This window comes from Psychroflexus torquis ATCC 700755 (genome assembly GCF_000153485.2).
In the GTDB taxonomy this organism is placed as follows: Bacteria; Bacteroidota; Bacteroidia; order Flavobacteriales; family Flavobacteriaceae; genus Psychroflexus; species Psychroflexus torquis.
Map to the genome: position 1 here is coordinate 3,327,519 of NC_018721.1, position 15,364 is coordinate 3,342,882.

Consider the following 15,364-nt stretch of genomic DNA (forward strand, 5'->3'; position numbering starts at 1 on the left):
AAAATGTCGACAAGCAAAGGACTGACAGATTTTTTGAAAAGTATTAAAGGCGATAGGATGTTATGGTCCGTGGCTGCGCTTTTAGCTATTTTCTCCTTCATTCCTGTGTACAGTGCTTCTAGTAACTTAGCTTATCTCAACGGTGCGAGTGGAAGTACCTTTGCTTATTTGGTAAAACATTTTATCCATTTGGTATTAGGATTTTCAATCCTGTATGCCACCCATAAAATACCTTATCACTATTTCAGAGGCTTGTCTATTATTCTTTTACCTATTGTTATTGTATTATTAATTGTGACCCTTCTACAAGGAACAACGATGCAGGGAGCTAATGCAAGTCGCTGGATACAAGTCCCTATTGTTAACTTTTCCTTCCAGACTTCAACTTTAGCTTCAGTGGTTTTGCTGATTTATGTCGCGAGGTATTTGTCAAAAATTAAAGATACCGAATACACCTTTAAAGAAACGATCCTCCCGCTGTGGGTTCCCGTATTTTTAGTGGTAGGACTTATTTTACCTGCAAATTTATCAACAGCTGCTATTATTTTTTTTATAGTTCTAATCCTCACTTTTGTAGGAGGTTATACCATGAAATATACAGGGGCTATTGTTGGTATTGGGATGCTTAGTCTGGTTTTATTTGGACTTACTGCCAAAGCTTTTCCAGATTTATTTCCAAATAGAGTAGATACATGGATAAGTCGAATTGAAACATTCACCCAAGACGAACAAACCAAAGAACAATATCAAGTCGAGAAGGCCAAAATAGCCATTGCGACGGGAGGGATTACTGGAAATGGTATTGGTAAAAGTGTGCAGCGTAATTTTTTACCACAATCCTCTTCAGATTTTATTTATGCCATTATAGTAGAAGAAATGGGAATGGTAGGTGGAATAGGAGTCATCTTAGCTTACTTATTTATGCTATATAGAATAGCTATTATCGTTACAAAATCAGAAACAGCCTACGGCAGGTTATTGGTGATTGCTGCGGGTATTCCTATTATTTTTCAGGCTTTTGTAAACATAGCCGTAGCGGTTGAGTTTTTACCAGTGACAGGTCAAACCCTACCACTGGTGGGGAGTGGAGGAACATCCATTTGGATGACGTGCTTATCTCTAGGGATTGTCATTAGCGTAAGTGCAAATAACGAAGTTAGATCAATAGCTGAAGCCAAAGAGAAGGAGAGAGAAGATAATCAAGCGATAGAAAACCCATTAGAAGTCTTAAGCGAAACGATATGAGTGCGAAGAGATATATGATTTCAGGAGGAGGAACGGGTGGACATATCTATCCGGCTATCGCTATTGCAGAAGAATTAAAATTTAGATTTCCAGATGCCGAGTTTTTATTTGTTGGAGCTAAAGAAAAAATGGAAATGACTAAAGTTCCTGAAGCAGGTTTCAAAATTGAGGGACTTTGGATATCGGGGATTCAGCGGAAACTGAGTCTTGGTAACCTTTTGTTTCCTTTAAAGTTGATTAATTCTATGTTGAAATCTAGAGCTTTGATAAAAGCATTTAAGCCAAATGTCGTGATAGGAACTGGAGGATTTGCTAGTGGGCCACTACTAAAAACGGCTTCACTATTAAAAATTCCAACCCTTATTCAAGAGCAAAATGCGTATGCTGGAGTAACCAATAAATGGTTAGCTAGTCAAGCTGATTCTATTTGTGTAGCTTACGAAAGCATGGATCGTTTTTTCCCTAAACAAAAACTTATTTTTTCAGGAAATCCAGTTCGAAAGGATTTGCTGGATATCACAAACAAGAAGGACTTGGGACTACAGCACTTTCAACTTGATCCCTCAAAAAAGACACTTCTAGTGATAGGAGGGAGTTTAGGTTCTCAAAGAATCAATGAGTTGATATCGAATCGATTGGAGCTATTTAAAGCGGAAGATCTTCAAGTGATCTGGCAATGTGGTAAGATCTATTTTGATCGATACACCTCTCTAAATTCCAACACTGTAAAAGTTGAAAAATTTATCTCTAAAATGGACTTGGCCTATGCTTCTGCAGATATCATTATTTCAAGAGCTGGTGCAGGTGCCGTGAGTGAATTGAGTCTAGCAGGAAAGCCAGTGATCTTTATTCCTTCGCCAAATGTAGCTGAAGACCATCAAACTAAAAATGCGAAATCTATAGAAGATAAAGAGGCGGCGATAATGCTAAAAGAAAGTGATTTGGAAAAGCATTTTGAATCTGTATTTAAAGATTTAATCTCTAGTGAACAGCTTCAAGATAAGCTATCTCAAAATATTTTGAAATTAGCAAAACCCAATGCGACAAAGACTATTGTAGACCAAATTGAACGCATAGAAAATAAAAGTAAATGAAGTCAATACAACACTATACACACATTTTTTTTATCGGTATCGGAGGTATCGGGATGAGTGCATTGGCTAGATATTTCAACCAAAAGGAATTGCAGGTATTAGGTTACGATAAGACCAAAACTGAACTCACTCAAACTCTTAAAGAAGAAGGTATTGAAGTATATTATCAGCAAGATATCGAAGAGAACGTATTGAAAACACTTCCTCAGGAGTCGACTTTAGTGGTGTTTACACCTGCCATTTCTTCAAATTCCGTTCTGTTTAATTATTTCAAAGCCAATGGTTTTGACATGTATAAGCGAGCTTTTATTCTAGGTGAAATCACCAAAAATTTACCAACTCTCGCCGTTGCTGGAACTCATGGTAAAACAACAACTTCAGCTATATTAGCTCATATTTTAAAAGCTAACCAGATCAAGTTAACCGCATTTTGCGGAGGCATTCTCAAAAATTATAAGACCAATTATATAGGAGATGGAGAAGAGGTAGTCGTTATAGAAGCAGATGAATTTGACAGGTCTTTCCTTCAATTACATCCTTCTGCAGCTGTGATCACTTCTATGGATGCAGATCATTTAGATATTTATGGAACAAGTGAAAGTTTGACTTTAGCATTTCAAGAATTTTCAAATTTGGTCCCTAAAGGTCATCTCTATGCAAACTCGACTCTAGATCTCCAGGCTCAATCTATAGCTGTAAATCATTCTGCCGACTATAGCATCCAACATATCAACATTGAAAACGGTAGTTATAGGTTTGATTTTAAGTCTAAGGATATCACCCTTAAGGATATTCAGTTTTCACTTCCAGGTCATCATAACCTCTTCAATGCAGCAGCAGCTTTGTGTTTAGCTATCGATTTCAAACCTAGCTATGCAGATCGGTTTGCCAAAGCCTTGGCTAGTTTTGAAGGCGTACAAAGACGTTTTAATTATGTATACAAATCAGATTTTCTAATAGTGATCGATGATTATGCTCATCATCCTAAAGAAATTGATGCTGTGCATCAAGCTATTTCAGAAATGCATCCTGAAAAGAAATCTGTGGTCATTTTTCAGCCTCACCTTTTTTCTAGAACTAAAGATTTTGCAGATGAGTTTGCGAAAAGCCTAGCTCAATTTGATGAGGTAAATCTTTTAGATATTTATCCAGCAAGAGAAGAACCTATTGAAGGTATTACTTCTAAATATTTATTGGAGTTGATCGATCATCCTAAAAAACAACTTATTTTAAAAAATGATATACAGAATAGAATTAAAAATGCCAGCGAAGAAGTTATAGTTTTGCTAGGGGCAGGAGACATAGGGGTAGAAGCATCAAAAATTTCAAAACTATTAAAATGAAAATAGTCAACTTACATACTATGAGATTGATTTTGATAGTAGGGGTCCTCTTCTTTTTGGTTGGTTTTGCCAATCATCGTCAAAAATCAAAACCGGTAAAATCACTACAGGTAGAATTTATGGATGCCTCCAAACTGTTTATTACTGAAGTAGAAATAGAGCAGATCTTAAAGGATATGATAACTGCCAATGGAGATTCGTTGATGGATGAAAAAAGGCTTGCGATTTTTGAAAGCGCCTTGGATGCTAATGAAATGATTAAATCATCTGAAGCTTACTACAGTTTGGATGGAAAACTTTGTGCGAAGATCTTTCAGAGAGAACCTATTGCGAGGATTAAAGACAAAGATTTTTATTATTTGGACTCAGAAGGACACGCTATGCCTTTGTCTAAAAACTATTCCTCTAGAGTCCCTATGGTCTATGGTATTCAGCCAAAAGATTTAAAAGAAGTTTATCCACTTTTAATGAAAATTCAGGGTGATGATTTTTTTAAAAAACATATTATTGCAATCCAAAAAAAATCTAAAAATCACTACGTATTAAACGTTAGAGATAGAGAATTTCTTGTCAATTTTGGTCAGATTTCTTACCTTGATAAAAAGTTGACAAACTATAAAGTTTTTTATTTAAAAGCTTTGGAGTACAATAAATTAGACGACTATAAACGCATAGATTTGCAATTTGGTAACCAAGTGGTATGTACAATAAAGTAATAATCTACACAGATGGAAGAAGATAACATTGCAGTAGGCTTAGACATTGGAACTACAAAGATTGTAGCAATGATTGGTCGCAAAAACGAATATGGTAAAGTAGAGATTCTAGGCATTGGGAGAACTAAAAGTTTGGGGGTGCATCGCGGAGTTGTCAATAATATTACTCAAACTATACAGTCCGTCCAGCAGGCGATTCAACAAGCTGAAGCCAATTCTGGAATTGAAGTCCAAGGGGTCACTGTGGGTATTGCCGGGCAGCATATTAGAAGTTTACAGCATAGCGATTACATCACTAGAAATGATGTAGAAGAAGTGATAGAAGATGAAGATATCGACAATTTGTGTAGTCAAGTCCACAAACTTGTGATGCTTCCTGGAGAAGAGATTATTCATGTGCTACCCCAAGAATATAAAGTTGATGGGCAGTCTGAAATTATGGAGCCCCGCGGAATGTCCGGAGGTCGTCTAGAAGCGAACTTTCACGTGGTAGTTGGTCAAATTTCATCAATAAGGAATATTGGTCGTTGTGTAAAAAATTCAGGTTTGGAGCTCAACGGTATGACTTTGGAGCCTTTGGCATCAGCCAATTCAGTCTTAAGTCAAGAAGAAAAAGAAGCTGGAGTAGCTCTTATAGATATAGGTGGTGGAACAACAGATCTGGCCATTTTTAAAGATGGGATCATAAGGCATACTGCTGTTATTCCTCTTGGAGGTAATGCCATTACAGAAGATATAAAAGAAGGCTGTTCTATTATTGAAAAACAAGCTGAACTGCTAAAAGTGAAATTTGGATCTGCTTGGCCTGGAGAAAATAAAGAAAATGAAATTGTTTCGATTCCTGGCTTGAGAGGAAGAGATCCTAAAGAAATTTCGTTGAAGAATTTGTCTAAAGTAATTCACTACAGAGCTGTAGAAATTATCGACCAAGTTTATCTTGAAATAAAGAATTACGGTCACGAGGAACAAAAGAAAAAGTTAATCGCAGGTATAGTAATCACAGGTGGAGGCGCTCAATTGAAACACCTAAAGCAGTTAGTAGAATATGTTACAGGGATGGATACCAGGGTAGGTTTTCCTAATGAATACCTGGCTGGTGAAACGGATAAAGAAATTGCGAGTCCACTTTATGCTACAGCAGTAGGTCTAGTCATGGATGGGCTAGAACGTAAGGTGTTTGAAAAAGAAGAGCGAGAATTAGCGGAAGAAGAACACCTAGGAGTCAATGCAGAACAACCTGAAGAGACTGCTGCGGACCATAACTCAGAGGGTAAAGAGAATTCTCATGAAGAGCCATCCATTCCAGAACAACCTAAACAACCAGCACGACCAAGTAGAAATGTAGTTGAGAAATGGTTTGATAAATTAAAAGAATTTTTAGACAACGCAGAGTAGTATACCAACCAAAATAAATTAATTATGAGTAAACCAGAATTCGAAAATATTTCATTCGATCTCCCCAAGAACCAGTCCAATGTGATCAAAGTGATTGGAGTAGGTGGTGGTGGCTCAAATGCCATCAACCATATGTTTAGTCAAGGTATTAAAGGCGTCGATTTTGTCGTTTGTAATACAGATTCTCAGGCCTTAGATAATAGCCCCGTTCCAACAAAAATACAGTTGGGTGTTAACTTAACCGAGGGACTTGGGGCAGGAGCAAACCCAGATATTGGTAAACAGGCTGCTGAAGAAAGCAGGGAAGATCTAAAAGGCTTATTGAGCTCAAATACCAAAATGGTATTTATCACGGCAGGAATGGGTGGTGGAACAGGCACTGGTGCTGCTCCAGTTATTGCTAGACTTGCAAAAGAAATGGATATTCTTACGGTTGGTATCGTTACTATTCCTTTTCAGTTTGAAGGTCGCACTCGAAATGAGCAGGCTCAACTTGGCGTTGAAGAATTAAGGAGCAATGTAGACTCTTTAATTGTTATCAATAATAATAAACTAAGAGAAGTCTACGGAAATTTAGGCTTTAAATCTGGGTTTTCAAAAGCAGACGAAGTTTTAGCCACAGCATCTCGAGGAATAGCGGAAGTTATTACTCATCACTATACGCAGAATATTGACTTGCGTGATGCTAAAACAGTTCTTAGTAACAGTGGAACAGCCATTATGGGATCTGCTGAAGCTTCTGGAGCAAATAGATCACAAATTGCCATAGAGAAAGCACTAGACTCCCCTTTATTAAACGATAATAAAATAAAAGGAGCGAAGAATGTCTTATTACTTATCGTTTCTGGAACAGATGAAATTACCTTGGATGAGATTGGAGAAATCAACGATCATATACAAGCTGAGGCTGGGAATAGTGCCAACATCATCATGGGAGTAGGTGACGATCCAAGTTTAGAAGACGCCATCTCAGTCACTGTCATTGCCACTGGGTTCGACACTGAGCAACAAGATGAAATTGTCAATACAGAAACCAAAAAAATCATTCATACGCTAGAAGACGATCAGCGAATAGAGCAAAATTTATCTACTGGGAGGTTTAAAAAGAAACCACTAAACGCACCCCAATCTAGACCAACAGCAAATAGAAGCGAATCGAACATCAAAAAGTCCAAAGTAGCTCATGAATTGAATTCTGAAGATAATAAAGAGGAGGTCGATGATAACAAAAACAAAGTAGATGTCAACAACTTAGACGTAGACTTTGAAATTGTTAATGCGAACGAAGAAGATTTGGAAATTTTGGAAGAGCCTAATTCTGAAGACGACAATACTTCAGAAGGAATGCTAAATTTTGACTTTTCTAATGATGAAGACGAAAGTCCTTCAGGCAGATCAGCTAAATCATCACGAGATATTGAAGTGAACGAAGCTGAAGAAGTTAAGTCCTATCACGAAAAAACAAATCGCGATATTAAGAAGTATGATCTTAGTGAATTCATGAAAGAGGAGGAGACTTATAAACCGTCTTCAAAACCTCAGAAAAGGAATGACGTTAAAAATGCAAACGAGTCTGATGAGATTAATTTTTCGAAGCGAACTGTAAGCCCATCAAGATCGTTTGAACCCAAGGGCGATAGCGATGAGGTGGATCCAATGAATACGTCTTTGTCTGAACTCGCTTCAAGAGCGGCAGAACGCAAAGCTAAAATGAAGCAGTTTAATTATAAATTTAGGAACACCAACAATATCGATGAGATAGAAAAGCAGCCAGCCTACAAACGTGCAGGTATCGAACTGGATAATAACCAATCTCAAGGAAAAGGTTTGTCAAGAACAAGTGTTGAAGGTAATAAAGACAATTTGAACTTTAGATCCAACAACTCTTTTCTTCACGATAATGTAGATTAAAAGTAAAAATCTTACACTATTAAAAAGGCTAACATTTATGTTAGCCTTTTTTTTGCTTAAAAATTAACGTTTTTGCTTAAGTTAATATAGTGTTATTTTGCTAATTTGCGATTCTCATATCAAATTAAACCTATAATGTCGCAATAAATTGTTTCTTTTTCGACTGCTTTTTATCAAAAATAATTACCGTAACTAAGGCTATGCTAATTATTTTTAATTTCAATCAATCAAAAAACCTGTGCTGAGCTACGTCGTAGTATAATTCAATTTATTTACACGACATTATAAATTTAATTTGGTATTAATTAATTATTTAACAAAAAAAACATGAAATCAAATTACTTCAAGCTTTTGATGTTTAGTCTTACTATCTCTATAAGCTTAACGTCTTTTTCTCAAACGGAAGATCAGAAACAAAGAATTACTTCCAAATACAATACCTCTTTGCTCAATCAACTTTCAAGCGATTTTGGTGATGTGTTTACGTCTCAAAAACAATCGGTTTTAGACCAAGCTAAACGAAGAAATTTAGAGACTTCTCTTACGCTAAAAGATGGAAGCTATGCAGAACTCCAAAGATTTGATGAAAAAGGAACTCCTATTTATTATCAGACTTATAATGTAGATGCTTCTCGTTCAACGAGAACAGATCATCTAAATATTGGCGGCTCAACTGGCTTTAACTTAGATGGTCAAGATATGACGGCTCATGTTTGGGACGGTGGTCATGCTAGAGTCACTCACCAAGAATACCAAACCTCTGGGAACACTAGAGTTACGATAATGGATGTAGCTTCGGAAGGTTTAGATTTAAATTTTCATGCGGCCCATGTCACTGGGACTATCATGGCTTCTGGCGTGGTTCCAAATGCAAAAGGAATGGCTCCAAAGGGCAATGTTGAAGGGTATAAATGGAATAATGACCTAGCTGAAGCTACAGCCGCTGCTGCTCAGGGCATGTTGGTTTCAAACCATTCCTATGGATTTAGACCAAATACATTGCCAGACTATTATTTTGGGGGGTACATTGGGGAATCTAGAAATTGGGATGTAATTCATTATAATGCACCTTTTTATTTGATGGTTGTTGCTGCTGGAAACGATGGTACTAACTCATGGAATGGATCTCCATTGGATCCCAGTAATCCTAGCTACGATAAATTAACTGGACATTCTACAGCGAAAAACAATTTGGTTGTTGCAAGTGCAAGAGACGCTAATGTCACTAATGATGGAGAATTGATTTCAGTATTTATAAGTTCTTTTAGTAGTCAAGGTCCTACAGATGACCTTAGAATAAAACCAGATATCACTGGTAATGGTCAAGGTGTTTTTTCGACTTATGAAACTGGAGATACAGCTTACGGTGAAATTTCAGGGACTTCTATGGCTTCTCCAAATGTTACGGGGAGTGCATTATTGCTTCAGCAACACTCAAATAATTTATATGGAAATTATTTGAGATCAGCTTCGCTTAAAGGACTTATACTTCACACAGCAGATGATGCTGGTTTGGATGGCCCTGATGCGGTATTTGGCTGGGGGCTAATGAATTCTAAAAGAGCTGCTGAAAGTTTGAGTCAAAAAGATAACGGTGTTATCATTAATGACTTGTCTTTATTACCTGGTCAAACGTATACCTTAGAAGTGGAAAGTAATGATGTTGATGCACTTTTGGCTTCCATATCATGGACAGATCCTGCTGGGGCAGCAACAACACAAGTTAATTCTGATGAAGCACGATTGGTGAATGATCTTGATATATCCTTAGAACAAACAGGAACCGATTATCTTCCTTGGAGATTAACTGGTGTTAATACTAATGAAAAGGGGAATAATTCCAGAGATCCATTTGAAAGAGTAGACATCGAAAATGCCTCAGGTACTTATACGATTTCCGTAACTCATAAGGGGAGTCTTACCAATGGACAGCAGAATTTTACTTTAATTGTAACGGGTCTTTATGCAGAGCCAGTTGTTTGTGAAGCTGTTCCTCCATCTGGAATTACCGTAGTTGGAATAGATTCAGAATCTGCCTCTTTATTATGGGATAATGCTCCAGGCGGCGAGTTTGATTTCAGATATAGAGAAGAAGGAACCACAGATTGGATCGAAAGTAGTTTACAAACCAATGCCATTAATTTGGAGGGTCTTGCAGAATTAACTACGTATGAAGTTCAAATCCGTACTCAATGTTTAACTGAAAATACCACATCGGACTATTCCGAACCCATAACATTCACAACTGAAGAATTTGTTTTAGAGTATTGTAATTCTGCCGGCGAGAGAACGACCGACGAGCACATCGCCAGAGTAAGATTACATACTTTAGATAACGAATCTGGTGCTGGATTAGGGTATACAGATTTTACAAATCTTTCCACAGAACTAATTGTAGCAGAATCGTATACAATTACAGTTAATCCCAATTGGTCGGGAATAATCTATGACGAAGGAATTAATGTTTGGATAGATTTTAATCTGAATGGAGATTTTACTGATGATGGAGAATTAGTTTTATCAAGTGCGCCTTCAAAAAGTCCAGAGGTGAGTTCAACGTTCACAGTTCCTGAAGGTTCTGTAGAAGGAGAAAACTTAAGAATGCGAGTTTCTATGAAATATGATGGTTTACCATCACCTTGTGAATCTTTTGAATGGGGAGAGGTTGAAGATTACTCAGTAATTCTGTTATCTGATGAAACGTGTAATTTACTTGCACCTGAGGGTGAAGCAGAGCAAGATTTCTGCTCTGTTCCGTTATTAGACGGCTTAGAAGTGGATGCAGTAACTGTTGTCTGGTATACACAAGAAAGTAATGGAACTGCTCTAGCAGCAGACTACATAATTTCTAATGGAGAAACACTTTATGCTGCTAGCTTAGAAGGTGAATGTGAAAGCCAAGACCGTCTTTCCGTGACCGTTACCTTTAGTGATGAAGCGCCCGTTCCAACTCAAGCAGTTTTAGAAGATGTTGTTGCTCAATGTGAAGTAGTGGAGCTTTTCGCGCCAACTTCACAAGACAATTGCGATGCAGTTGAAATTGAAGGGACAACGACTGTAGAATTTCCTATTTTAGAAAGCACAACGGTGACATGGGAATTTGAAGATAGTTCTGGAAACATAAGTAATCAAACTCAAGATATCATTATTGATGATAATAAAAATCCAGAAATATTGTTGAATGAGAATATTGTTTTAGAATTGGATGAGGATGGTAATGCAACACTTAGCCTAGACGATGTAGATGGAGGTTCAATAGATAATTGTGGTATTGCAACTCAGGAGTTAAGTCAAGTTGATTTCAACTGTGATGATTATGATCCTGAAAATGAAGTGGTAGAGGTTATATATACACTGATTGACACTAGTGGCAACGAAGTACAAGAAACGGTAAGTATTACATTGTTAGATCCTACCTCAGCTTGTACATTAAGTTCAAATGTATTTGAGACTCTTAAAGTAGCACTATACCCAAATCCTGCTCAACAGACATTGTTTCTTGAGCTTGGAAATACGCCATTAACCATTGATAAAGTGACTGTTTTTGATATTCAAGGAAAACTTCTTATATCTTTAATACCTAATGGTTTAAATACGGCGATAGATGTATCGTCCTTATCCTCAGGAAATTATTTCCTAAGGATGTCTTCAGGAAAAGACACGATGACCAAAAGATTTATTAAGGAATAAAACTATATAATCTAATTAGTGATAACCCCTGCATCTAATGATGTGGGGGTTTTTGTTTTGTAGGAAATAAATCCAACTTCAATGGTTTAAACAAATTTGTTTTCAAAATATCGCAAATACTCAGTTTTTTTTAATCATGGGAATAAAATAATTCAATTTATTTATAAGACATTATAAATTTAGTTTGGTATTAAACTAAGTTTGTAAAAAACTTACCTTAGCATCATAACTCAAATATATGACCATTCAAGAGCGAATTGAAAATTCAAAGACTGTCATTTTTAAAGCTGTTTTTCCAAACACTACAAATCATTACGATACACTATTTGGAGGAACTGCCATGCAATCCATGGACGAGACCGCTTTTATAACAGCAACTAGGTTTAGTAGACAACGTATGGTGACTGTAAGTAGCGATAAAATTGATTTTAAAAAACCAATACCAGCTGGAACAATAATAGAATTAGTTGGACTTGTAACTTATGTTGGCAATACAAGCCTGAAAGTTAGGGTAGATATTTTTGTAGAAGAGATGTATACAGAATTTAGAGAAAAAGCTGTGACTGGAGAATTCACCTTCGTGGCTATAGATGAAGACAAAAATCCTGTCAAAGTCATTTAGAAGGTTTTTTTTGATTTTATTTTCGTTAAAAATTAACGCTTCCCACTACTCAGCTCAGGCTTTATCTTAAAATTAATGTAAAATCTAGAGATTTAGAATAGCTGAAGGGGATAAGTTAACTTACATTATTTACTTTTATATGATCGTTAGGAGTGCCGAAAGGCTGAGAGTATATCCTAGAACCTGAACTGAGTAATATCAGCGTAGGAAAACGAAACAAAAATTGAAAAAAAATCAATAAACCGTTTCGTGTATACACATGAAGCGGTTTTTTTAATTTTATACAAAAATGAAATCATTACAAGGCATTTATGCCGTTACAGACGAAGTATTAACTCCAAAATCTACCATTGTAAAACAGGTAGAAGAAGCCTTGGAGGCAGGAGCCAAAGTCATACAACTTAGAGATAAGTCATCTACAGATGACGAGCTAGAGCCTATTGCTAAATCTCTACAAGATTTGTGTGATCAAAAAAAAGCGACTTTTTTTATAAATGACAGAGTGCAATTAGCCAAAAAAATAGGTGCTGATGGCGTTCATGTCGGTTTTAGAGACCAAACCGTAAAAGAAACTCGAGAAGAAGTTGGAGAAAAAATGCTTATTGGAGTGTCCTGCTATGGAGATATTGAACGCGCAAAGCAAGCGGTAAATGATGGAGCCGATTATGTGGCATTTGGGGCTATTTATCCTTCCAAAACGAAGCCTAAAGCCGATGTGGTGAGCAAAGAAATTATTTCCAAAGCTAAAGCAGAACTAGATGTCCCAATTTGTGTCATAGGGGGGATCAATCGTAAAAACATCAATGAAATTGTTGATTTTCAACCGGATTTATATGCTTTGGTAAGTGATATTTTTGAATCTGAAAGTATAAAAAAGACGGTTACAGAATTAAACAAACTCATTTCAAAATCAGAATAAAATGAAACTAGCTATCGAATGGTTTTTAAACCCAGACCACCTGCCAATAATCGTTGCCGAAGCAAAGGGTTTTTTGAAAAAAAATGGAATCAGCGATTTTGAATTGATAGTACCAACAGACCACTATGACGGTCTTCAAGATCTCATTGAAGGAAACATAGAATTTGCGACCAACGAACCTTTGCACCTCATTGAGCAGTACCATACAGAATTCCTTTCTCTTGGAACTTATTTTGAAACTAAAGGTGGCGTTATTATGAAAACAACTTCTTTTGAGGCCCTAAAGAAAGGTGAGAAAATCCAAGTTGCCACTCCAGTTTCAAATGAGAAAACCAATGGCATTGGCCTTGAAATTATAAAGCGTTATGGGGCTAAACAAGGCGTAAACATCAAGCCTTCACAGATTGAATTTATTGCTAAGGATTTTTACCTTATCAAACACATGAAAGAAGGAGCAGATGCAGGATGGCTGTATTTTTATAATTTTGAAGGTATTGAAGCTAAACATGAAAATATGGATGTGATCCATATGGACTCAGATTCGGCTGGGTTTGCAAACTTTTGTGCTTTAGACCTTTTTACCTCAAAATCATATTATCAAAAAAATAAAGAAAAAGTAAATGCATTCGTAGAAGCTATCCAAGAGGCTATTGAATTTATTGAGACAAACCCAGAGGAAGCTTATACTATTTACTATGCGTATACAAAAGAAGAATCAACTCCACTGATGGACGATATTTTGAAAGCGACAACCAAATGTTTTAGTAAAGACTTTGAATCTTTATCGGAAAAAGAGCTACCTATTTTAAAGTTCTTTAATGAGATCGGCATCACAGATCTAAGTGAAGATAAATTCAAAAAAGCATTTTTAAATTAAAATTTATGTTAGAAAAACAAATTTACAGTCAATTATCCAATTTAAGATCCAAAACTCCACTTGTAGAGGCCATTACCAATTACGTGACTATAAACGATTGTGCAAATATTCTGTTGAGCATTGGTGCATCGCCAGCCATGTGCGAATCTGCAGATGAAGCTTATGATTTTACAAAGCTTGCCAACGCTGTTTACCTAAATATAGGAACCTTAACCAAAGAGCAAGAGCTAGCTATGCTACAAGCTGTTAAAGCAGCAGATGAGCTCAACATACCTTTGGTTTTAGATCCAGTAGGTTGTGCAGCTATCCCAAGACGAATTGGTTTTATAGATAAGTTAAGATCTTTTGGTAAGGTAGATATCATTAAAGGCAATCTCGGCGAGATCAAATCTTTGGCAGGAGTAGAAACTAAAGTGCGTGGAGTGGATTCCTTAGATAAGGGTGAGGATGGCGTAGAAGTTTGTCAACAACTAGCTAAAGATTGGAAATGCATTGTTGCAGCTTCAGGCAAAATTGATATTATAACCGATGGAGAAACAACGGCACTTGTTCATAATGGCGATGACATGTTAACCAAAGTCACAGGAGCTGGGTGTATGCTTGGGGCCCTTACTGCTGGATTTTGCGGTGCCAATAAGGAAAATTTGTTAGCCTCTTGTATAGCGAGTTTCTTGAGCATGGGAATAGCTGGTGAACATGCTGCCCAGCACAATAGAGGGTGTTATCCTGGGAGTTTTAGAGTATTTCTTATCGATGAAATATATAAACTTAATGACACCATTTTGAGAGATAAATCCAAGATTGAATTTGTTTAAATTGGTATAATACCATGCGATTAGTCCACTATTAAAATAAATGAATTATGAATTATAAATGGTTTTTGAAAACAGTTGATTTAGTACATCCATTAATGAACCAAATTAAAAATCATGCGTTCATTAAAGAGTTAAGTGAAGGAACTTTAAGTGCTGAACAATTTCATTTTTATATGTACCAAGATTCTTTTTATCTATCTATTTATGGGAAGGTATTAGGTAATATTGCTACCCAATTAAAAGATCCTTATCATTCGTTGGACTATATGAGTTTTGCGAATGGAACTATTGAAGTTGAAAAAGATTTGCACAAAGAATTTATAACTCAATTGAAAGGATTTAAGGCACCAGAGAAATCTCCAACTTGTAGCTTGTATACTGGTTTTCTTACTGAAGTTTATCAGTACGATTCTATAGAAGTGAGCTTATCTGCTGTTTTGCCTTGTTTCTGGATTTATAAAGAAGTCGGGGATTATTTGCTGTCAATTGCCAACACAAATAATAATCCTTACCAAAAGTGGATAGATACCTATGGAGGTGAGGATTTTTCAAAGTCTGTTGATCGCGCTATTGAAATTACAGAGTATTATGCTCAAAATACCACGCCCAAAGTAAGAGAAGAAATGACACAAGCTTTTCTAAAGACTGCACAACTGGAATGGATGTTTTGGGATAGTGCTTATCGCAAGGAAAAATGGCCAGTCTGAGTTAAAAAACCATCAATAATAAATGACTAA

General features: G+C 36.4%; 12 protein-coding genes and 1 riboswitch. All 12 genes read left to right on the top strand.

Annotated elements, in window-relative coordinates:
• The first annotated feature begins 3 nt into the window (after window positions 1–3).
• A complete protein-coding gene (locus P700755_RS14390) occupies window positions 4–1,245 on the top strand; it encodes an FtsW/RodA/SpoVE family cell cycle protein (protein WP_015025373.1) in 1,242 nt (413 codons plus the stop codon).
• Complete coding sequence (murG, locus tag P700755_RS14395) at window positions 1,242–2,339, top strand: undecaprenyldiphospho-muramoylpentapeptide beta-N-acetylglucosaminyltransferase (protein WP_015025374.1); 1,098 nt, start codon at window positions 1,242–1,244, stop codon at window positions 2,337–2,339. Before P700755_RS14390 ends, murG begins: the two co-directional genes overlap by 4 nt.
• Window positions 2,336–3,682, top strand: a complete 1,347-nt coding sequence (gene murC, locus P700755_RS14400) for a UDP-N-acetylmuramate--L-alanine ligase (protein ID WP_015025375.1) — start codon at window positions 2,336–2,338, stop codon at window positions 3,680–3,682. Before murG ends, murC begins: the two co-directional genes overlap by 4 nt.
• Complete coding sequence (locus tag P700755_RS14405; RefSeq protein ID WP_015025376.1) at window positions 3,679–4,398, top strand: cell division protein FtsQ/DivIB; 720 nt, start codon at window positions 3,679–3,681, stop codon at window positions 4,396–4,398. The genes murC and P700755_RS14405 overlap by 4 nt, the downstream gene beginning before the upstream one ends.
• Window positions 4,399–4,410: 12 nt before the next feature.
• The gene (gene ftsA, locus P700755_RS14410) at window positions 4,411–5,793 is read left to right on the top strand and encodes a cell division protein FtsA (RefSeq protein ID WP_015025377.1); all 1,383 of its coding nucleotides are present in this window, start codon (window positions 4,411–4,413) and stop codon (window positions 5,791–5,793) included.
• Window positions 5,794–5,817: 24 nt separating this feature from the next.
• Window positions 5,818–7,704 carry a cell division protein FtsZ gene (gene ftsZ, locus P700755_RS14415; protein ID WP_015025378.1) on the top strand — a complete coding sequence of 629 codons (1,887 nt, stop codon included), beginning with the start codon at window positions 5,818–5,820 and terminating at the stop codon, window positions 7,702–7,704.
• A 327-nt stretch (window positions 7,705–8,031) separates the two neighbouring features.
• The gene (locus P700755_RS14420; RefSeq protein ID WP_015025379.1) at window positions 8,032–11,394 is read left to right on the top strand and encodes a S8 family serine peptidase; all 3,363 of its coding nucleotides are present in this window, start codon (window positions 8,032–8,034) and stop codon (window positions 11,392–11,394) included.
• Between the two features lie 238 nt (window positions 11,395–11,632).
• Window positions 11,633–12,016, top strand: a complete 384-nt coding sequence (locus P700755_RS14425; protein WP_015025380.1) for an acyl-CoA thioesterase — start codon at window positions 11,633–11,635, stop codon at window positions 12,014–12,016.
• 138 nt (window positions 12,017–12,154) lie between these two features.
• Window positions 12,155–12,243: riboswitch (TPP riboswitch) on the top strand.
• Window positions 12,244–12,305: 62 nt separating this feature from the next.
• The gene (thiE, locus tag P700755_RS14430) at window positions 12,306–12,935 is read left to right on the top strand and encodes a thiamine phosphate synthase (protein ID WP_015025381.1); all 630 of its coding nucleotides are present in this window, start codon (window positions 12,306–12,308) and stop codon (window positions 12,933–12,935) included.
• Between the two features lies 1 nt (window position 12,936).
• Window positions 12,937–13,812: an ABC transporter substrate-binding protein gene (locus P700755_RS14435; protein WP_015025382.1), complete on the top strand. Its 876-nt coding sequence runs from the start codon at window positions 12,937–12,939 to the stop codon at window positions 13,810–13,812.
• A gap of 5 nt (window positions 13,813–13,817) precedes the next feature.
• On the top strand, window positions 13,818–14,627 hold the full coding sequence (gene thiM / locus P700755_RS14440) for a hydroxyethylthiazole kinase (protein WP_015025383.1): 810 nt from the start codon (window positions 13,818–13,820) through the stop codon (window positions 14,625–14,627).
• A 47-nt stretch (window positions 14,628–14,674) separates the two neighbouring features.
• Window positions 14,675–15,334 carry a thiaminase II gene (gene tenA / locus P700755_RS14445; protein WP_015025384.1) on the top strand — a complete coding sequence of 220 codons (660 nt, stop codon included), beginning with the start codon at window positions 14,675–14,677 and terminating at the stop codon, window positions 15,332–15,334.
• Window positions 15,335–15,364 lie beyond the last annotated feature (30 nt).